We start from the raw sequence: 20632 nt of genomic DNA, 5'->3' as shown, positions 1-20632 counted from the left end.
TATACCTCACTGCTCCCCTACTCCAAAAGCCGCTATAAGATTTAGCGGATAGCCCGGCCGCGACCTTTTCTGGGAGCGGAAACGCCCAAATAAATATTTTCCCCAACTTCTATATTGCGCAACCAAGTTCAACGGCTTATCTTTGCTATTCTAATTGAAAAGCAAGACATGATTAAGGTAACTTTGCCAGACGGCAGTATCAAAGAATTTGAAACAGGCGCTACTCCAATGGATGTCGCGAACAGTATTAGTGCGGGATTGGCCAGAAACGTGATTTCGGCAAAATTTAACGACAAAATTGTGGAATCGTCTACGCCTTTGACTTCAGACGGCGCCCTTACCTTATATACATGGAATAACGATGAGGGAAAAAAAGCCTTCTGGCACTCGACTTCTCACGTGATGGCGCAGGCTATCGAGGAACTTTATCCAGGTTCTAAACTTACAATCGGGCCGGCTATCGAAAATGGCTTTTATTATGATGTGGATTTTGGGGAGCATAAGCTTTCTGAAAATGACTTTGGAAAAATTGAAAACAAGATGTTAGAGATTGCCCGCGGAAAGCACGATTTTAAGATGCGGGAAGTTTCCAAAGCTGACGCGCTGGACTATTATAAGAAGCAGAATAATCCATTTAAGGTAGAATTGATTGAAAATCTTGAAGACGGAACGATTACTTTTTGTGATCATGATACTTTTACCGATTTATGCCGCGGCGGACATATTCCGAATACCGGAATCATTAAAGCGGTAAAACTGATGAGTGTTGCCGGTGCGTATTGGCGTGGTGATGAAAAAAATCCGCAACTTACCAGGGTTTACGGTACTTCTTTCCCTAAACAGAAAGAGCTAAAGGAGTATCTGGAGCTTTTGGAAGAGGCAAAAAAGCGGGATCACCGTAAATTAGGACGGGAACTGGAACTTTTCACCTTCTCCCAGAAAGTTGGCCAGGGATTACCTTTATGGCTACCAAAAGGTGCTGCTTTGCGTGAACGTCTTGAGAATTTCCTGAAAAAAGCACAGAAAACTGCGGGATATGAGATGGTTGTGAGTCCGCATATTGGCCAGAAGGAACTTTATGTGACTTCCGGGCATTATGCAAAGTATGGGGAAGACAGTTTTCAACCGATAAAAACTCCGAATGAGGGAGAGGAATTTTTGCTGAAACCGATGAACTGTCCTCACCACTGCGAAATTTATAACGCCACTTCCTGGAGTTACCGCGATTTACCCAAGCGTTTTGCAGAATTTGGTACGGTTTACCGCTATGAGCAGAGCGGGGAGTTACACGGACTAACCCGTGTGCGCGGATTTACGCAAGATGATGCGCATATTTTCTGCACTCCCGATCAACTGGATGATGAATTTAAAAAAGTGATCGACCTTACCTTATATGTATTCGATTCTTTAGGCTTTGAAAATTTCACTGCCCAGGTTTCTTTAAGAGATCCTGAAAACAAGGAGAAGTATATTGGAAGTGATGATGTTTGGGATAAAGCTGAAAACGCTATTATTACAGCCGCGAAAGAAAAAGGCTTAAATTATGTAGTAGAAACGGGAGAAGCTGCATTTTACGGTCCAAAGCTGGATTTTATGGTTAAAGATGCGCTTGGCAGAAACTGGCAACTTGGCACTATTCAGGTAGATTATAATTTACCGGAACGATTTGACCTGACATATAAGGGAAGTGACAACGAAAGTCACCGCCCTGTCATGATCCACAGAGCGCCATTTGGAAGTATGGAGCGTTTTGTTGCTATTCTGCTGGAACACACCGGGGGGAACTTCCCGCTATGGTTAATGCCGGAACAGGCTATTATACTCTCACTCAGTGAGAAATATGAAAAATACTCACAAAAAGTTTTAACTTTGCTGGAAAATCACGAAATTCGCGCCCGTGTAGATAACCGAAACGAAACCATTGGCAAGAAGATTCGTGAAGCTGAAGTTGGGAAATATCCATATATGCTGATCGTAGGAGAACAGGAGGCGAATGATGGTACGGTTTCTGTACGTAGACACGGGGAAGGCGACATTGGCACCATGCCGGTAAAGGCCTTTGCTGAAATTGTAAATAACGAAATAAGAAAGACGCTTAAGGCGTTTGAAGTTTAACTAAAAATAGATTAGCCATAGCAATACGAAGAAAAAAATCGAAAAGGCCCAGTACAAGGAGAAAAGAAGACGAACACAGAATCAACGATAAAATCCGCGCTGAAAAAGTGAGGCTTGTTGGTGATAATGTGGAAATGGACGTTTACCCTATTAAGGAAGCCTTAGCAATCGCTGAAGAATTAGGTGTGGATTTGGTAGAGATATCACCAAATGCTGAACCGCCGGTTGTAAAAGCGATGGACTACAAGAAGTTTCTTTATGAACAGAAGAAACGAGAAAAGGTCATGAAAGCAAAGGCCACTAAAGTTGTAGTCAAAGAAATTCGATTCGGGCCAAACACCGATGATCATGATTATGAATTTAAGAAGCGTAATGCTGAAAAATTCCTGAAGGATGGTGCGAAATTAAAGGCTTTTGTATTCTTTAAAGGTCGGTCTATTGTTTTTAAAGATAAAGGTGAAATCCTGTTATTGAGATTGGCCACAGACCTTGAAGAGCTTGGGAAAGTTGAACAAATGCCAAAGCTTGAGGGTAAACGTATGACTATGTTTTTGTCTCCAAGAAAGACGAAATAATTTCCTCACCCGGAATTTCAAAAAAGAAATTCCGACCTCTCCAAAGGAGAGATGAAAGAAGAAATTTCTATTTGAAAAAGATTAAGAGAGTTTAATTATAAAAGAAGGACAGCATGCCTAAGATGAAAACAAAATCCAGTGCCAAGAAGCGTTTTAAGCTTACAGGTACCGGTAAAATTAAAAGAAAGCACGCGTTTAAAAGCCACATTCTAACAAAGAAGTCTAAAAAACGTAAGCTTGCCCTTACTCACAGTACTTTGGTACATGATGCAGATAAGGATAATGTTAAACTTCAATTACGTTTAAAGTAAACTGAAGCTCTTAACGGTTTAAACAATTTAAAAACCCTGGAGTTGGGCAACACTTCGACTGGGCTCAGTGTGACAGTTTGAAGTTTAAGTTAAAAGTGCCGGTTACCGGCCGCCTGCTACAAAAACAATTAAAATATGCCAAGATCAGTAAATTCAGTTGCGAAGAGAGCCAGAAGAAAAAAGGTTCTTAAACAAGCAAAAGGTTACTTTGGACGTCGTAAAAACGTTTGGACAGTAGCAAAAAATGCGGTAGATAAAGCGATGCTTTATGCATACAGAGACCGTAAAACCAAGAAGCGTAATTTCCGTTCATTATGGATTATGCGTATTAACGCTGCTGCCCGTCAGCAAGGATTGTCTTATTCACAATTCATGGGGAAAGTAAAAGCCAGCGGAATCGATCTAAACCGTAAGGTTTTGGCCGATTTGGCGATGAACCACCCTGAAGCGTTTAAAGCAATCGTTGACAAAGTAAAATAATTAAATAAACAGATTATACTCTCTTATACTTAAAATCCGGTTCTGCAAAGAGCCGGATTTTTTGCTTGGTGCGGTTTAGAATTTAAACCATGCAGAATTATCTTGCTTTATTAAACCTCCTGCATTGGATAAATTAATATAAAACTGTTATTCTTAAATTGGCTGCCGAGATAAGTAGGTACACCTGCCATTTCCTGCTGATAGGAAATTTTGTTTCTTCGGCTTAGCACAATTATTAAGTTATCGTCCTTTCCAACTTCTTTGGATAAATCTTCAAATTGTGTCCAGTCATTGAACTCCCGGAAAGAACATTCCACCGCATGTGAAGCCTGAATATTTTTAATCAGCGTTAAAGTGGGTGCTGTAGCGTAGAATATTAATTCCGCACCCGAATTTTCAGCAAGGTTCCAGATCTTGTTTATCCAGAACGGAAAACCAATCTCCTTTTCTGCATTCTCCGGAACAACGATAATATGTTTCTTTACCGTCGCCAAAGGCTGTGCCGGCTTGTAAATTAAAGTTGTTGTATTGCATCTTCCCAACACTCCTTCAGTAAGTTCACCAAGATAAGAATCTGAAATTCCCTGCTTCACATGATGACCAATTATAAGATCGGTTATTCCATTTTCCTTAACCGCTCCTGTGATTCCGTTTGTGATATTGAAATCATATCGAAGAAGCTCCTGCAGATGATTATCTGTTGCCGATGCTGTCAGCGCCGCACGATGCAGAACTTCCCTTGCCTTTCTTTCAGCTTCGAGATCTACAGAATCATGATCTATAATTGTAAGTGCATACAGGTTTTTGCTATTCTTTTCCGATTTTATCGATAGCCCAAGATGAATGAGTTCATCCAGGGTTTCGGTATTACTAACTGGAATAAGAATCTTTTCCGCATCACCCCTCTCCCCTTCTGTTGCTCCTGTTGACATTCCGACTTCTGACAAAGCTAAATTCCGGGCTCCTTTTTGTGCTACAAAAGATGCCACTGTACAAGTCACCAGGATCATTAGAATTGTTCCATTAAGAACGCTTTCGTTTAACAGCCGTATTTGCTCCCCGGTTTCTGATTCACCTAAAATAATATTGTAGCCAATCATTACGGCTGCCAGCGTTGCAGCTGCCTGAGCATTACTGAGTCCGAAAATAAGCCGGCGTTCATCAATAGAGAATCTGTAGGTTTTCTGCGTAAGCCATGCCGCAAGGAATTTTGCCAATGTTGCTACAATGGTCATAACGGCAGCTATCCAAATCGCGTCCCATCCCTGGAAGAAAACTCTGAAATCTATAAGCATCCCGATCCCGATAAGGAAAAACGGAATAAAAATCGCATTCCCCACAAATTCCACCCTGTTCATCAATGGTGATGTGCGGGGAATGAGTCGGTTTAGGGCCAATCCGGATAAAAACGCACCAATGATCGCTTCTATTCCGGCGATTTCAGCCAGGATGGCTCCGAAGAAAACCAGCGCCAGGACGAAAATATACTGCGTAACATTGTCATCATATTTTTTGAAAAACCAGCGTGCTATAACAGGAAAGACGAACATTACAATAGCACCAAAAGCCAATACTGAAGCAGTCAGTTTCAACCAGAACGCAGTGTTCACTTCCCCTTTGGTCATCCCCACAATTACCGCGAGCACCAGGAGGGCAAGAATATCGGTAATCATTGTTCCTCCCACAGTGATATTCACAGCGCGGTTCCTGGCCACACCTAATTTACTGATAAGCGGATAGGCAATTAAAGTATGCGACGCGAACATACTTGCGAGAAGCACTGAAGTTAAAGCCGAAAACTGGAAAATATAGAGGCCGGTAAAAATTCCCAGGATCATTGGAATACTGAAGGTAAACATCCCGAATACCAGGCTCTTTTTCGTATTCTTCTTAAAGTCGGCGAGATCAATTTCCAGTCCGGCTAGGAACATAATATAAAGCAGCCCTGCAGTTCCCGAAAGAATAATTCCGCTATCCCGCTCCATCAGGTTTAGTCCGTTAGGGCCAATAACTGCTCCCGCCAGAATAAGGGCCAGCAGGTTTGGGATCTTTATTTTGTTCAGCAGGATTGGCGTGAACAAAATAATAAGAAGGATAACCAGGAATTTTAGCACCGGATTCTCTAGTGGCAGAGAAATATCCAGTAAGGCTACAGTCATTATTTTTTACTGTATTAATTTACCGGTTACGACCTACGCCGAAGGCGGTAAGAACAAGTTTCCTAGTTCCACCGTGATTTCTATGCTCGCACAAATAAATCCCCTGCCAGGTTCCAAGGTTTAGTTTTCCATTGGTGATTGGAATCTGAACTGAAGTTCCCATTAACGAAGCTTTTATATGTGCCGGCATATCATCAGATCCTTCCATAGTATGCCTGTAGTACGGCTGATTTTCAGGAACCATTTTGTTGATATGGCTTTCAAAATCGTCACGCACCGTAGGATCGGCGTTTTCGTTTATAGTTAGACCTGCGGAAGTGTGTTGGATAAAAGCCTGGAACATCCCGCTTTCAATATTGGAAATTTCCGGAAATCCTGATAAGATCTCCTCTGTCACCAAGTGAAATCCTCTTCCTTTTGCAGATAATTTTATTTCTTTCTGAAAAACTTCCATCTCTAATTGTATTAATTTATTCTTTCTGTTGTAGTGCTAATATAGGAATAGCAGACTTAAGGGACATATAAAATCAGTGCACAAAAAATCTATGTCTAAATCATCTTGATGTGCAGTCATTTGAGAGTTAAGATTAAATGTATGGAAACGGCTTAAATAAAAAACATTGCGAGCTTACGAGCCTGATTGTCCACAGGACAATCAGGCTCAACAAAACATGCGCATCACGTTTCCATTTGGCACATTTTCTAGCATTGTTTCGGCATGTTTGCAATAGAATTAAATATCTACAACTTTATTGTTGACATGTCTTTCTTCTATTTTTCTTCGTTTTTCTGAAGTTGTTAAGAATTCACACATTTTGTCTTGATAATAGAGCTTAGGCCAAAGGTCTCTATCAAAATGTCCAAAAGATTTAAATACAGCCTGACTATGTACAATTAACCTTATCAAGAATTCTTCTTTTGGATCCCTATGGTTATTTATAATTTGGCTCAGAATAATTGGATTAATATCTAAATCGGAAGCGAAATCTTTTCTTTTTTTGTATAACGTATCAACATACATCGATAGAAATTTTGGAAAAGAATTTTTATTACTATAAGCCGGATTATTCAAATAATTTTCAATTTGATATTTAATTTGTAGAAGGTTTCCAACTAACTTTTCACTTTCCGGTCTTTCTCTAAATCTTTTTTGTCTAGCAGCTATTAAAGCGTTTCTCTCTTGTTCTTTCTCTTTCTCAGAAGTCAGTCTTGAGTCTATAAGTTCTTTATACTCCTCTATTTCGTTATTAAAACCTTTTTTACTCATCCCCAAATCTTTTAATAATTTCCAGTAACTCCTTACCATCTAAAAATAAACTTTTGCCGGCTTCTATCATAGAATACTCTTCCCTATAATGATCTATCAATCTAGTTTTAGGTACTAAAGAAACACATGCTAAGGATCCGAACATTGTAATTGATCTTATACAAGCAAACGCAATTAGATTACCAACTAATCTATCAAATTTTTTATTCTTCCCTCTATTTTCTTTTGAAGCCGCAAGTAGTCTTATTTCGAGTCTCGAATCCTGATGGTGAGTTTCCATACTTATTAAACCCAAAATTTCATCAGTTCCACTAATTTGAAGTTTAAAAACATCGTAATTAATTTCTTCTCTCCAATCAAACCAAAATTTACTCTTCGGTACTCTTTTAAGGTCGTCTAATTCAATTGGAACTATTTCAATCTGATCTTTTTGATCAGATTTCTTATCGACTATGTACATAGCATAAATATACGAAAAGTATACCTGACGTGTAAACAAATACGAATAAATTTACTTTTTTTGTAAACTTTATTGAGCTAATAGCATTATCTAACATAAAGTCCACTAGGAACCTAAAGATATCTTATCCAACAAAATCCAATTAAGAAATCTTATAAAAATCACCTGCTGTAATGCCCATGACCTTTTTTAAATCTTCTTCTGAATAGATCGAAAAATAATCTTCTACGATCTTTACGATCTCTTCATAACTTCCACCGCTTAAAGAAACCGGCCAGTCAGATCCAAACATTAATCTTTCCATTCCGAAGGATTTAACCACCACATCCAGGAAAGGAGAAAAATCTGAAGGATTCCAATCTTTTCCGGTTTCACTCAGTAATCCCGAGATTTTACAGAACACGTTCTTATTTGCTGCCAACTTCTGAATATCCTGTTTCCATTGCTCTGACGGTGCTTTTGAAAAATCGGGTTTTGCGAGATGATCCAGTACGAATTTTTGTTCAGGGAATTTTTCGGCTAAAGCTAGTGCTCCGGGTAACTGATAAGGGAAAACCAGGATTTCATATATAAGGTCGAAATTTGCCAATTTTGATACTCCGCTTTGAAAAGCAGGATCTGTCATAAATTCTCCTTTTTCATCATAAACCGTATGGCGCACACCCTTAAACAGCTTTTCAGAAAAACGCGCCAAAGAAGCTTCAATTTCTTCGGAATTCAGGTCTACCCAACCTATAACGCCTTTAACAAAGTCGTTTTCAGCTGCCAGATTCAGTAAAAACTGCGTTTCTTCTTCAGATTGATCTGCCTGCACCAGGATAGTACCCTCAAAATTGGCATTTTTGAGCAGTGGCTTTATATCTGACGGTAAAAAATCCTTCTGGATCTTTTTATCACTAATCCAGGAATACTTTTCAGGATCAAAATGCCAAAAATGCTGATGCGCGTCAATCCTCATAAGATCAGGTTTTCTGCTTTTTCTTCCTGGCTGCGGGAAAAAGTACATTATTCAGGATAAGCCGGTAACCGGGCGAAGTTGGGTGCAATTCCAGTTCGGTTTTGGGATCTCCAACCCTGTGCGTGTAATCTTCGGGATCGTGACCGCCATAAAATGTAAAAAATCCTTTGCCTTTAATTCCGTGGATATATCGTGCTTCGCCATTAAGCTTACTTTCCCCCATTACCAGCACATTGGCTTTAATATTTTCCGGATTATAGGCGGTGGTCTGTCCCATAAAACCTTTAACCAGGCGGGTGTGACTTTGAGTGAGCATTGTGGGAACCACATCCCATTTTGCAGAGAAATCCATCAGCGTGAAATAGTCACTTTCAGCCGATATTTGCCTTTTTTGAGTCATGTCTATAGAAGAAAATTCATAGACCATCGGGCTGCGTTCAAGGATAAAATCTGTAAAAGCGAAGGTGTTCGAATAATCAATTTTGGACTGGTAACCCGGTTCACTGGGATCACCATCAAACATTGGCTCGGCAATATCAACCTCTTCTGCAGCCAATGCAATATCAAAACTATCTGTCGCGCTGCACATGGCAAACATAAAGCCGCCGCCCACTACGTAATCTCTAATCTTAAGCGCCACAGCCAGTTTTTCTTCAGAAACTTTATCATAACCCAGTTCTGCAGCCAAAGCTTCGGCTTCCTCTTTATCTTTTATATACCAGGGCGTGGTTTTAAAAGCGCGGTAAAATTTGCCATACTGCCCCGTAAAATCTTCGTGGTGCAAATGCAGCCAGTCGTATAAAACCAGCGCATCATTTAGAACTTCCCGGTCGTAAATGGTCTCGTAAGGAATTTCGGCATATTCCAGCGCCATAGTTACCGCATCGTCCCAAGGCTTATTTTCCTGCGGGGAGTAAACAGCAATTTTTGGAGCTTTTTCCAGTTCTACAGTTTCCATGTTCCGGGACGGACTGCTAATTTCTTCAAGGATCTCTTCAGTTTTACTGTCGCTGATTACTTCAAAAGAGACTCCGCGAATCTGGCATTCTCTTCGCAAGTCTTCGGTATCTGAAATAAGAAAAGAACCTCCCCGGTAGTTTAAAAGCCAGCGGACTTCCAGCTGCTTCTCCAGGGAATAGTAAGTAATTCCGTAGGCTTTCAGGTGATCTGCCTGCCCATCGGCATCCATAGGGATAAGAATATTGGAAGACCAACCCTGAAAATTGGCAATTATCAGCCATAAAAAAACCGCCAGAAATCCCTTCAGTTTAAAAGGAATTCCGGCGGTTTTATTTTCTGCTATTGTTATTTTTCTATTCTTAAAAAGGCACGTCGCTATCGTCATCATTAAAGTCATCGTTCATAGAGCTGCCAAAAGCTTCATCTGCCGTTGGACTGGGTAAATTTTTACTACCAAAATCATTATCGTCTTCCCCTCCACTATTCATTTTTGAATGAAATTCAAACGGAGAATCGAACTCTTCCAAGTTATCAAATTTACCAAGATGTCCAATAAATTTCAACCTGATATTTTCGAGTCCGCCATTACGGTGTTTCGCCACGATAAACTCGGCCTGGCCATCTGTAGGTGTCCGTTCTTCATCATCCCATTCATCAATTTTATAATATTCGGGACGGTAAATAAAGGAAACAATATCGGCATCCTGCTCGATCGCTCCAGATTCCCTAAGGTCTGAAAGAAGTGGCCTTTTGCTCCCTCCCCTGGTTTCTACGGCACGGGACAACTGGGAAAGTGCAATTACCGGCACGCTGAGTTCTTTGGCCAAAGCCTTAAGGTTTCGGGAAATTGTAGAAATTTCCTGTTCACGGTTTCCTCCTTTCTGGCTTCCTCCGGCCGTCATTAACTGCAGGTAATCCACAACAATTAATTTAATACCGTGTTGTGAAGCAAGACGACGCGCTTTGGCCCTAAGGTCGAAAATTGACAAAGACGGGGTATCATCTATAAATAAAGGCGCTTTTTCAAGATCCTTTACTTTTACGTTTAGCTGTTCCCACTCGTGTTTTTCCAGGTTTCCGGTCCTTAATTTTTCTGAAGATAAACCTGTTTCAGAAGAAATTAAACGGGTGATAAGCTGTACTGAAGACATCTCCAGCGAGAAGAAAGCAACGGGCATGTTCTGCCCCACTGCAATATTTCTTGCCATCGATAAAGTCAGCGCGGTTTTACCCATACCGGGACGTGCTGCTACGATAATTAAATCACTGGGCTGCCATCCTGAAGTTAACCTGTCCAGCCTTTCAAATCCTGAAGGAACACCACTGAGACCTTCTTTATTGGAAATCTCCTGAATCCTGTTTTTGGCCTGGATCACCAGGCTTTGCGCAGTTTCTGTAGATTTCTTAATATTTCCCTGGGTCACTTCGTATAATTTAGCTTCAGCCTGGTCCAACAAATCGAAAACATCTGTAGATTCATCGTAAGAATCTTCAATAATTTCATTCGAAATTTTTATCAGGCTTCGCTGTATATATTTCTGAAGGATAATACGCGCATGAAACTCAATATGCGCTGAGGATGATACCCTTTGGGTTAGCTGAATTAAATAATAATCGCCTCCCGCCTTGTCAAAATTGCCATCTTTCTTCAGCTGGTTAGAAACGGTTAATAAGTCAATCGCCTCTGTATTTTCAAACAGCTTATGTATGGCTTCAAAGATGAGCTTATGCGAAGACTTATAGAACGCCTCTGCAGTTAGGATATCAATTATTTCGTCTACCCCTTTTTTATCAATCATCATTGCCCCAAGCACAACTTCTTCTAAATCAACAGCTTGAGGTGGTAATTTTCCTTTCTCTAGATTTACTACGTTACTCTGTTTGTAACTAAAATTCTGTGGCGCGGTGATATTTTCCATATAACGAAAGTAAAAAAATTGTTAAGACAATCTTAATGATCAAGGGGCAACTTAATCAACAATTGACTTGTTGAAAACTTTATTTTTTGTTGAAAAGGACAAAAAAATCCGAAACTACAGCTCCGGATTAAATTTGTTATGCGGTATAGAAAGTACTAGCCTTTAAAAACTCCCATTGCCAAATATTTATCCATTCTTTTTTCAACCAAATCTGTTGGTGATAAGTTTTTAAACTCATCATAAGAGTCAGAAATGGATTTTTTTACAGTTGCAAAGATTTCATCCCGGTCACTATGAGCTCCACCAATTGGTTCTTTTACAATTTCATCAATAAGCTTCTGCTTCTTCATATCTTTAGCAGTAAGCTTCAGTGCATCTGCCGCCACTTCTTTATATTCCCAACTCCTCCAAAGAATGGAAGAACAGGATTCCGGAGAGATTACAGAGTACCATGTGTTTTCCAACATCATCACTTTATCTCCAACTCCTATACCTAAAGCGCCGCCGCTTGCCCCTTCTCCTATAATCACAACTATTATTGGAACTTTTAAACGCGTCATCTCCAGGATATTTCTTGCAATTGCCTCTCCCTGTCCTCTTTCTTCGGCTTCAAGTCCCGGATAAGCACCCGGTGTATCCACAAAACATACCACAGGAATACCAAACTTTTCTGCAGATTTCATAAGGCGAAGTGCCTTTCGATAACCTTCAGGGTTTGCCATTCCAAAATTACGATATTGTCTTGTTTTAGTGTTAAATCCTTTTTGTTGACCAATAAACATATAACTCTGGTCATCAACTTTCCCAAGGCCACCTATCATAGCCTTGTCATCCTTTACATTACGATCCCCATGAAGTTCAAGAAAAGTATCCCCACAAATGGCTTTTATATAATCTAAAGTGTACGGCCGGTTTGGATGCCTTGACAACTGAACGCGTTGCCACGCCGTCAAATTTTTGTATATATCCTTTCTTGTTTCTTTAAGCTTTTTCTCTATCTGCTTACAGGTAGCAGTTACGTCAACATTACTTTCTTCACCTATGTTACAGGCTTTAGCGTATTGTTCTTCTAACTCTTTAATGGGTAATTCAAAGTCCAAATATTCCATAAGAATTATGGTGTTTTTTAATTAGCCCACAAATATAACAAACTTTAAAAGGAAGATTTCTATTGTTTCCGTTTAAATTTTAAGCGCCTGAATAAGAGCTTACCTCTTAGAAGTAAACAACAGGTAAATGGCCAGAATACCAAAGGTAATATTCGGAAACCACACCGCAAGTAACGGTGAAAATGCAGATTGTTCTGCCATTGTACCAAAGACCTTATCGAAAAATATGAAGATAAAAGCGAGGGTTATCCCTACTGCCAGGTTTACGCCCATTCCCCCTCTCCTCTTTTTGGAAGAAACGGCAACAGCAATTATCGTAAGGATAAAAGCAGAAACCGGAAGGCTCCATCTTTTATACGCAACTACAAGATATCTATTAATATTCCCGGCACCACGACGGCGCTCTGTTTCAATAAAATCATTTAGTTCAGTATAATTAAGCGTTTCGGCGATGTAAGATTCGGGTGTAAGTTCTCCAAATTCAAAGGGAAGAATAGTATCTACCTCTCTTTGGTGAATAATCTTATCTCCATTTTTCCCTACTATCCTTTTGTCAAAATTGGTGAGGCTGTAAGTAGTATCTTCTTCATTAAACTCCAGGTAAGAGGCACTTATTTTAAACTCCAGTTTATTACCGTCAAAATGTTCCAAAGTAAAATTTCTTGCTGTTTTTGTCTTTGGCTGGAAGTTACTTGCATAAATATACTCGTCATCATTTATCTGCCGGTACACATCCCTGGTTTCCTGAATTTGAGTCCCTCTCTTTAGGTACTCATATTTAAATTCATTAAAGCCCTTGCTGGCCCTGGGTGCAAGGTACATCCCGAGTACGAGGGCGCCGACACATACAATAGAAGCTCCAATTAAATAAGGGCGTAAAAATCTCCAGAAAGAAACACCACTACTTAAAAAAGCTATAATTTCAGTATTATTAGCAAGTTTAGAAGTAAACCATATCACCGATAAAAACAGAAACAGAGGAAAAAGGAGATTGGCAAAATAGATAGTAAAATCCAGATAATACTTCGCCACCTCTATAAATGGCACTTCATTTTCAAGGATTTTATCAATTTTCTCAGCGAGATTAACTGTAATCCCTATAGGAATAAAAAGCAGGAGCATCAAAAAGAAGGTGCCCAAATATCTCTTTAGTATGTACCAGTCTAATATTTTCAATTTATAAACGTTTGTCCATTTGATTTACCATTTGATTTTTCCAGGTGGCAAAATCGCCGGCAATAATATGTTTCCTGGCCTCCCGTACTAACCACATATAGAAGCCCAGGTTATGAATGGTAGCAATTTGCTTGCCAAGCATTTCGTTTACTGTAAACAAATGGCGTAAATAGGCTTTTGAATATTCGGTATCCACATATGTCATGGCTGCATCATCAATAGGAGAGAAATCTTCCTGCCATTTCTTATTTTTGATATTTATGGTGCCATGTGCTGTAAAAAGCATTCCGTTCCTGGCGTTTCGGGTGGGCATTACACAATCAAACATATCTACCCCTAAAGCGATATTTTCAAGAATATTTATTGGTGTACCCACACCCATTAAGTACCTGGGCTTTTCCTTCGGAAGGATAGCTGTCACCACTTCCGTCATTGCGTACATTTCTTCCGCAGGCTCTCCTACAGAAAGTCCTCCAATCGCGTTACCTTCGGCTCCAACAGATGCTATATATTCTGCAGACTGCTTTCTAAGATCCTTGTAAGTACTTCCCTGAACTATAGGAAAGAGCGCCTGATTAAAACCGTAAAGTGGCGGTGTTTTTTCAAAATGCGCAATACACCTGTCTAACCAACGATGGGTCATATGCATAGATCGCTTTGCATACTTGTAATCACAGGGATAAGGTGTACACTCATCAAAAGCCATTATAATATCAGCACCAATAATCCGCTGAATTTCCATCACGTTTTCTGGCGTGAAGGTATGGTAAGAACCATCTATGTGGGACTTGAATTTTACACCGTCCTCCTTAATTTTTCTCCTGGCCGAAAGAGAATACACCTGGTAACCACCACTATCTGTAAGGATATTGCGGTCCCAGTTCATGAATTTATGCAGCCCTCCAGCCTTCTTTAATACTTCGGTTTGAGGTCTTAAATATAAATGATAGGTATTCCCCAGGATAATATCGGGATTAATATCTTCTTTTAACTCCCTTTGGTGCACTCCTTTAACAGAAGCTACAGTACCAACGGGCATAAAAATAGGTGTTTCAATTTTACCATGATCTGTGGTGACAGTACCAGCTCTGGCATTACTGCCGGGATCGACAGATAGCAATTCAAAATCCATATATAAAGTTAAGTGCCGCAAAGATACTCAACATTTGTTGTAAAGAAAGAATTGTGACAATTCATAATACATGTGTTTTACATACACTTATCTCAGAACTCCTTCAATTTTACTTTGACAACGAGATTTAAAAACCTATTTTTGTTATAATATCATAACAACAACAACCATAATGTCAGACTTTAAGAAATTAGAAGATTTTGCCACACAGGTGCGCAGGGATATTTTAAGACAGGTCCACAAGGTGAATTCGGGACACCCCGGAGGCTCCCTGGGCTGTACTGAATTCTTCACGGCACTTTATCAGGAAATAATGGAGCATGATACAGACTTTAATATGGACGGAAAAGATGAAGATCTATTCTTCCTTTCCAATGGCCACATCTCCCCTGTATTTTATAGTGTACTTGCCAGAAGCGGTTATTTTCCGGTTAAAGAACTTGATACCTTCAGACTTATAGATTCAAGACTGCAGGGACACCCAACCACGCATGAAGGGTTACCCGGAATACGGGTGGCCTCAGGATCACTGGGCCAGGGAATGTCTGTAGCACTTGGTGCTGCCCAGGCTAAAAAATTAAACGGGGATAAGCACCTTGTTTACACACTCCATGGAGATGGCGAATTACAGGAAGGCCAGAACTGGGAAGCTATTATGTACGCCGCAGGAAATAAGGTCGATAATATTATCTCTACTGTAGATTTAAACGGACAACAGATTGACGGTAGTACCGAAACGGTTTTACCAATGGGAAATCTTAAAGCTAAGTTTGAAGCTTTTGGATGGGATGTGATGGAAATAGAAAATGGAAATGATCTTAAACAGGTTACAGAAGGCTTAAAAGAAGCAAAACAACGGACTGGAAAAGGAAAGCCGGTTTGTATCCTTATGACCACTGTAATGGGACATGGTGTCGATTTTATGATGCATACTCACGCATGGCACGGAAAAGCTCCTGATGATGAGCAGCTGGAAAAAGCACTTTCTCAAAACCCTGCAACCCTGGGAGATTATTAAACCAAAGATTTCCTAACAAGGAAATGACAAAAAGCTAAAAATGAAGAAATATACAGATACAGGAAAAAAAGATACACGCTCAGGCTTTGGGGACGGACTTACAGAACTTGGACGTAACAATCCTAATGTAGTGGCATTATGTGCCGACCTGGTAGGTTCCTTGAAAATGCAGGATTTTATAGATGAAAATCCGGAACGTTTTTTCCAGGTAGGTATTGCCGAAGCCAATATGATTGGAATGTCTGCAGGACTTACCATAGGAGGAAAAATTCCTTTTGCCGGAACTTTTGCAAACTTTGCTACGGGTAGAGTTTACGACCAGATTCGCCAGAGTGTGGCATATTCTAATAAGAACGTGAAAATTTGTGCTTCTCACTCGGGAGTTACTCTTGGAGAAGATGGTGCTACCCACCAGATTCTTGAGGATATTGGTCTTATGAAGATGTTGCCGGGCATGACGGTAATTTGCACCTGCGACTACAATCAAACCAAAGCAGCTACTATTGCAGTGGCGGAATATGAAGGACCTGTTTACCTGAGGTTTGGACGTCCAAAAGTGGCAAATTTCACCCCGGAAGATCAGAAATTCGAAATTGGAAAAGCTGTTCAGCTTTATGAAGGCAGTGATGTGACTATTATTGCTACAGGACATTTAGTATGGGAAGCTATACAGGCAGCCGAAAAACTTTCGGAAAAAGGAATTAGTGCTGAAGTTATAAACATACATACTATTAAACCTTTGGATTCAGAAGCAATCTTAAAATCTGTAAAGAAGACGGGGTGCGTGGTTACTGCTGAAGAACACAACTTTCTTGGCGGATTAGGTGAAAGTGTTGCCAGAACATTATCTGAAAATCACCCTGCTCCCCAGGAATTCGTGGCGACACAGGATACCTTTGGAGAAAGCGGCACACCAGAACAGTTAATGGACAAATACGGCCTTAATGCTGAAGCAATTATTAAAGCTACAGAGAAAGTCATTAAAAGGAAATAAAGCATTTGTAAACTATATAAAAGCCTTTCAAAGATATTTTGAAAGGCTTTTTTGCTTTTAAAATAAAACAAGAGTGTTCTTCGTTATCTTATAACTAACTAAAAAATACAATTATGAAAAATTTGATGTTACTCACGCTCCTCTTGTGCGGATCTACAATGTTGGCACAAGAAGCTTCTTTCGGAATTAAAGGTGGCTTAAACTATGGAGCTACCGGAGAATACAATGGCCCCGGAGATGCAGCAGATGAATTGTCTGAAAATTTTTCTGAAGATGGAGAAAACCAACAAGGGTTCCACTTAGGAATATTTACTAAATTCGAAATAGTAGGTATATTTATTCAGCCGGAACTCCTTTATACCAGTTTAAATAACGAATACAGTAATTTTGATTATAAAATGGACAAAATAGATCTTCCTGTCCTTGCCGGAATAAATGTTCTTGGACCTCTGAATATTAAAGCTGGTCCTTCTTTTCAGTACATCTTAAGCAACGAACTTGAAAATACGAGCCTCGAGATTAATGATGTTGAAGAAGAAATTAGTGTAGGCTACCAGTTAGGAGCGGGATTGGAACTGGGACGTCTTGGAATTGACCTGCGATACGAAGGAGCTTTTGAGGAAAATAATGCTTTTGGGGAGATGGCCACAGAAAATGATTTCACCATCGATTCCCGTGCTTCTCAATGGATTTTAAGCGCTTCCTATGCCTTTTGATCTAACGTAAGATTCCTTTCAAAATAAATACTAAACGCAAAAGAGCCCCAAAACAGGGGCTCTTTTTTATACCTAAAACTTAAGGCTACTTAAAAGTATCAGGATCAAGATAATCTGGTGTTCCATTGTTATTAGAGTCTATAAGCTCTACGCTCCCATCTGCATTAATCACAATTTCTTCACGGGTGGGAGTACCATCACCATCATCATCTGCATCAGAATGATTTGGAAAATTATCTTCATCAGTATTATCATTGTATAAATCTCCATCGCCATCTATATCCTCCATCCACGAAGGCACACCATCATTATCGTGATCTGCTTTTACGACCCGATACAGGTTTACTTTAAAAATAAGCGGAGCGTAAGGCGGGATTCCCGATCCCTGAGGCGGAGAGGAAAAATATGCAAGTCCGGAAGGAGAAAAGATAGCCCCTATGCCATAATCATTATTCCAGGATATCGTATTATCTGCATTCACGGTAAATCCTGTAGAAGATTTAAACTCCGTAAGACTTTCAGAGAATCCTGGAAGTACACTCCCCGCACGTGCAGGCTGGCCATTGGTGTTTAGAGTAGTATAGCCCGGTAAATCAAACCAAACCGGCGAAACTATATTATCATTAAAAACTGTCTCATTTATTAATTGGCCTGTATAGGCAACAAGGGTAGAATCTGCAAACGTAGGACGCTCTCCCTGTCCTTCCCGAATTTTCAGGATATACAGCGTATAATCTACATCGTCCCGGTTCACTGTTTTTTCAATCAGTTCCTCTGAATCCAAAATTGAAATTCTATCAGAATTTTCACCTGCAATAGTATCAAACGTAATTCTGTAATCAAAACCTTCAGAAGGATTCTGGAAATCTTCATAATTATAAAAGTGAGTAGAAAGGAATTCCACTAATCTCTCTTCATCTTCTACCGCCTGTTCTCCCCGATCCCTTTCTTCAAAAGTGAAGCCGCCTCCATCATCATCGTCCTTGTTGCAGGAAGAAAAAGCAATACTAACTGTGGTACATATAAGAAATAACTTCTTTAATCGCATCGTCTATAATTTTAGGGCGCAAGATACAATATTCTTGTATTTTTGCTTAAGGAATAAGATGACATTTAAAGCCGATTTATGAGAGTTGATAAATATTTATGGTGTGTCCGGTATTTCAAAACCAGAAGCATCGCCACCAACGCATGTAAGCAGGGAAAAGTAAAAATAGATGGCGCTAATGTAAAACCTTCAAAAGAGGTTTTTCCCGCAGATAAGATTTTAGTGAGAAAGAATCAGGTAAACTATCAAATTGAAGTCCTGGACCTCCCTCCCAGCCGGGTAGGTGCAAAACTCGTTAATTTATATCTTCACGATATTACCCCTAAAGAAGAATTTGAAAAGAAAGATCTGCTAAAATATTCTCAGGATTACTATCGAAAAAAAGGCACCGGGAGACCTACTAAAAAGGATAGGCGGGATATTGATGATTGGTTTGAAAATACCCCTGAAGATGAAATAAAAAAGAAAAATGAAGGAGAATCCTGACCAGGAATATTGGAGCAAGAGGTACAATTCTAATAACACCGGCTGGGACATTGGCGAAATTTCTACTCCTCTTAAAGATTATATAGATCAGCTTCAGGACAAGGAAATAAACATCCTTATTCCCGGAGCAGGAAATTCTTATGAAGCAGAATACCTGTATAGACAGGGCTTCAGGAATGTATTTGTTGCAGATATTGTAGAAGCACCTCTCAACAATTTAAAGAAAAGGTTACCCGAATTTCCCAAAGATCAATTACTTAATTCCGATTTTTTTGAACTCAATGGAAGATTCGACTTAATACTGGAACAAACTTTTTTTTGTGCACTACCTGTTAGTCAAAGAAAAGGTTATGCTGAAAAAGCTTCTGATCTTTTAGCCGAAAATGGTAAAATTTCAGGCCTCTTCTTCAACTTCGAACTAACAGAGAATGGTCCACCTTTTGGCGGAAGCAAAGAAGAGTATTTAAGTTATTTTACACCCTTTTTTGAAGTAGAAGTTCTGGAAAGGTGTTATAATTCTATTCCTCCAAGACAGGGGAACGAGTTATTCTTTATATTTAGAAAAAAACAAAAATAATGAAAGACAAGGTTCTTATTTTAGATAAAGCAGAGATAAAACACAAAATCAAAAGAATTGCGTACCAAATTCTTGAGAACAATATTGATGAAAAAGATCTCATTCTGGCGGGAATTGCCAAAAACGGATATGAACTTGCGAAACGTTTAAAAGCAGAACTCGAGATAATTTCCTCCATTAAGCCCAGCCTTTGCGAGGTGAAAATTGACAAAAAGAACCCCCTGTCAAAAATCACCACATCCCTATCGCCTGAAGATTACAGAGATAAATCTGTAATCCTGGTAGACGATGTACTAAATTCCGGAACCACATTAATCTATGGTGTCCGGCATTTTTTAAATGTTCCCCTAAAACAGTTTAAAACGGCAGTTCTGGTAGACAGAAACCATAAAAAGTATCCTGTAAAGGCCGATTTTAAAGGTATCTCCCTCTCAACTTCCCTAAATGAAACGGTAAAACTTAGGTTTGAAAAAGAAAACGACCGGGTGGAACTGCTATAGTTTTTCTGTTATACTTTTTACAATTTGTTCAGGATCACGATTATCTACGTCTACAATAATATCTGACTGATTATAGTAATAAGCCCTTTCAAACAAATGTTTCCTTAAAAATTCCTCCAGTTCGGGCTTTGTCTGAAGGTGACTTATTACAGGCCTGTGCACTTTTTCCAAAAATAAACGATCTGTAAGGGTTTTTACAGTAGCTTTTAAGTACACGGTTTTAGAACCGGAAGATTTCTTTATCCATTCAAGATTATCGCCGTAACACGGAGTTCCACCTCCCAGCGAAATCACCATATCCTCATCTTTTTCCATGATATCCCGCAACACCTTATTTTCCAGCCTTCTAAAATAAAGCTCTCCCCTTTTATTAAATATGCTCTGTATATTCGTCTGCTCAATAAGCTCTATCTGCTCATCGAGATCGACAAAATTATAATTTAATTCTGCTGAAAGTTTATGACCTACAAGGGATTTCCCTGCCCCCATATAGCCATTTAGAAAAATCTTCATATGCTACTTCGCTAATTTCTAGGTTAATTGAAAACAATTGCAAATTTATGTCATTTTAATCTTGAAAAGTAAATTAATGATATTATATTTGCACCCGCATTCTGGAAAAGCCGAATGCATTTTTTGATCTGGTAGCTCAGTTGGTAGAGCATCTCCCTT

At 39.5% G+C, this 20632-nt stretch carries 22 protein-coding genes; 10 read left to right on the top strand and 12 right to left on the bottom strand.

Going from position 1 to position 20632, the window contains the following annotated elements:
* Positions 1-168 precede the first annotated feature (168 nt).
* From thrS to rplT, 4 genes are all read left to right on the top strand, one after another.
* Positions 169-2115, top strand: coding sequence for a threonine--tRNA ligase (thrS, locus tag RM529_RS11590; protein WP_311484960.1), 1947 nt, complete (start codon positions 169-171; stop codon positions 2113-2115).
* A gap of 23 nt (positions 2116-2138) precedes the next feature.
* Complete coding sequence (infC, locus tag RM529_RS11585) at positions 2139-2690, top strand: translation initiation factor IF-3 (RefSeq protein ID WP_311484962.1); 552 nt, start codon at positions 2139-2141, stop codon at positions 2688-2690.
* Between the two features lie 113 nt (positions 2691-2803).
* Positions 2804-3001 carry a 50S ribosomal protein L35 gene (rpmI, locus tag RM529_RS11580; RefSeq protein ID WP_011708523.1) on the top strand — a complete coding sequence of 66 codons (198 nt, stop codon included), beginning with the start codon at positions 2804-2806 and terminating at the stop codon, positions 2999-3001.
* Between the two features lie 135 nt (positions 3002-3136).
* Positions 3137-3481 carry a 50S ribosomal protein L20 gene (gene rplT, locus RM529_RS11575; protein WP_311484959.1) on the top strand — a complete coding sequence of 115 codons (345 nt, stop codon included), beginning with the start codon at positions 3137-3139 and terminating at the stop codon, positions 3479-3481.
* Positions 3482-3591: 110 nt separating this feature from the next.
* Here the strand turns inward: rplT and RM529_RS11570 are convergent, their stop codons facing one another.
* The 10 genes from RM529_RS11570 to tgt form a co-directional block, all read right to left on the bottom strand.
* Complete coding sequence (locus RM529_RS11570) at positions 3592-5640, bottom strand: cation:proton antiporter domain-containing protein (protein ID WP_311484958.1); 2049 nt, start codon at positions 5638-5640, stop codon at positions 3592-3594.
* 19 nt (positions 5641-5659) lie between these two features.
* The gene (locus tag RM529_RS11565; protein ID WP_311484957.1) at positions 5660-6094 is read right to left on the bottom strand and encodes a secondary thiamine-phosphate synthase enzyme YjbQ; all 435 of its coding nucleotides are present in this window, start codon (positions 6092-6094) and stop codon (positions 5660-5662) included.
* Between the two features lie 279 nt (positions 6095-6373).
* On the bottom strand, positions 6374-6907 hold the full coding sequence (locus RM529_RS11560) for a hypothetical protein (protein WP_311484956.1): 534 nt from the start codon (positions 6905-6907) through the stop codon (positions 6374-6376).
* Positions 6900-7367: an N-acetyltransferase gene (locus RM529_RS11555; protein WP_311484955.1), complete on the bottom strand. Its 468-nt coding sequence runs from the start codon at positions 7365-7367 to the stop codon at positions 6900-6902. The genes RM529_RS11560 and RM529_RS11555 overlap by 8 nt, the downstream gene beginning before the upstream one ends.
* Positions 7368-7509: 142 nt before the next feature.
* A complete protein-coding gene (locus tag RM529_RS11550) occupies positions 7510-8325 on the bottom strand; it encodes an amidohydrolase family protein (protein WP_311484954.1) in 816 nt (271 codons plus the stop codon).
* 4 nt (positions 8326-8329) lie between these two features.
* Positions 8330-9514: an asparagine synthetase B gene (locus RM529_RS11545; RefSeq protein ID WP_311484961.1), complete on the bottom strand. Its 1185-nt coding sequence runs from the start codon at positions 9512-9514 to the stop codon at positions 8330-8332.
* A gap of 130 nt (positions 9515-9644) precedes the next feature.
* Positions 9645-11204, bottom strand: coding sequence for a replicative DNA helicase (dnaB, locus tag RM529_RS11540; protein ID WP_311484953.1), 1560 nt, complete (start codon positions 11202-11204; stop codon positions 9645-9647).
* Between the two features lie 155 nt (positions 11205-11359).
* Entirely contained in the window at positions 11360-12313 is a 954-nt protein-coding gene (locus RM529_RS11535; RefSeq protein WP_311484952.1) for an acetyl-CoA carboxylase carboxyltransferase subunit alpha, read from the bottom strand.
* Between the two features lie 99 nt (positions 12314-12412).
* On the bottom strand, positions 12413-13489 hold the full coding sequence (locus tag RM529_RS11530) for an LptF/LptG family permease (RefSeq protein WP_311484951.1): 1077 nt from the start codon (positions 13487-13489) through the stop codon (positions 12413-12415).
* Position 13490: 1 nt separating this feature from the next.
* A complete protein-coding gene (gene tgt / locus RM529_RS11525) occupies positions 13491-14621 on the bottom strand; it encodes a tRNA guanosine(34) transglycosylase Tgt (RefSeq protein WP_311484950.1) in 1131 nt (376 codons plus the stop codon).
* Between the two features lie 172 nt (positions 14622-14793).
* On the opposite strand from tgt, the gene RM529_RS11520 reads away from it, so the two are divergent.
* The 3 genes from RM529_RS11520 to RM529_RS11510 all read left to right on the top strand — a co-directional run bounded on the left by RM529_RS11520 (position 14794) and on the right by RM529_RS11510 (position 17349).
* On the top strand, positions 14794-15639 hold the full coding sequence (locus RM529_RS11520; RefSeq protein WP_311484949.1) for a transketolase: 846 nt from the start codon (positions 14794-14796) through the stop codon (positions 15637-15639).
* 40 nt (positions 15640-15679) lie between these two features.
* Positions 15680-16633: a transketolase family protein gene (locus tag RM529_RS11515; RefSeq protein WP_311484948.1), complete on the top strand. Its 954-nt coding sequence runs from the start codon at positions 15680-15682 to the stop codon at positions 16631-16633.
* Between the two features lie 113 nt (positions 16634-16746).
* A complete protein-coding gene (locus tag RM529_RS11510) occupies positions 16747-17349 on the top strand; it encodes an outer membrane beta-barrel protein (RefSeq protein ID WP_311484947.1) in 603 nt (200 codons plus the stop codon).
* An 85-nt stretch (positions 17350-17434) separates the two neighbouring features.
* On the opposite strand, the gene RM529_RS11505 is transcribed toward RM529_RS11510, so the two are convergent.
* Complete coding sequence (locus RM529_RS11505) at positions 17435-18397, bottom strand: FKBP-type peptidyl-prolyl cis-trans isomerase (RefSeq protein ID WP_311484946.1); 963 nt, start codon at positions 18395-18397, stop codon at positions 17435-17437.
* Between the two features lie 78 nt (positions 18398-18475).
* Here RM529_RS11505 and RM529_RS11500 point away from each other — a divergent pair, with 78 nt between their 5' ends.
* The 3 genes from RM529_RS11500 to RM529_RS11490 are packed head-to-tail and all read left to right on the top strand — an operon-like array spanning position 18476 to position 19960.
* Positions 18476-18883, top strand: coding sequence for an RNA-binding S4 domain-containing protein (locus RM529_RS11500; RefSeq protein WP_311484945.1), 408 nt, complete (start codon positions 18476-18478; stop codon positions 18881-18883).
* Positions 18867-19460 carry a class I SAM-dependent methyltransferase gene (locus RM529_RS11495; protein WP_311484944.1) on the top strand — a complete coding sequence of 198 codons (594 nt, stop codon included), beginning with the start codon at positions 18867-18869 and terminating at the stop codon, positions 19458-19460. Before RM529_RS11500 ends, RM529_RS11495 begins: the two co-directional genes overlap by 17 nt.
* On the top strand, positions 19460-19960 hold the full coding sequence (locus tag RM529_RS11490; protein ID WP_311484943.1) for a phosphoribosyltransferase family protein: 501 nt from the start codon (positions 19460-19462) through the stop codon (positions 19958-19960). Before RM529_RS11495 ends, RM529_RS11490 begins: the two co-directional genes overlap by 1 nt.
* Here the strand turns inward: RM529_RS11490 and RM529_RS11485 are convergent.
* Positions 19955-20473, bottom strand: a complete 519-nt coding sequence (locus RM529_RS11485) for a shikimate kinase (protein ID WP_311484942.1) — start codon at positions 20471-20473, stop codon at positions 19955-19957. The genes RM529_RS11490 and RM529_RS11485 overlap by 6 nt on opposite strands.
* Positions 20474-20632: the final 159 nt, after the last annotated feature.

Origin of the sequence: Autumnicola edwardsiae (genome assembly GCF_031846505.1) — a bacterium.
In the GTDB taxonomy this organism is placed as follows: Bacteria; Bacteroidota; Bacteroidia; order Flavobacteriales; family Flavobacteriaceae; genus Autumnicola; species Autumnicola edwardsiae.
Note: the sequence above shows the minus strand (reverse complement) of the source record. Positions and strands in the feature narration are given on the sequence as shown.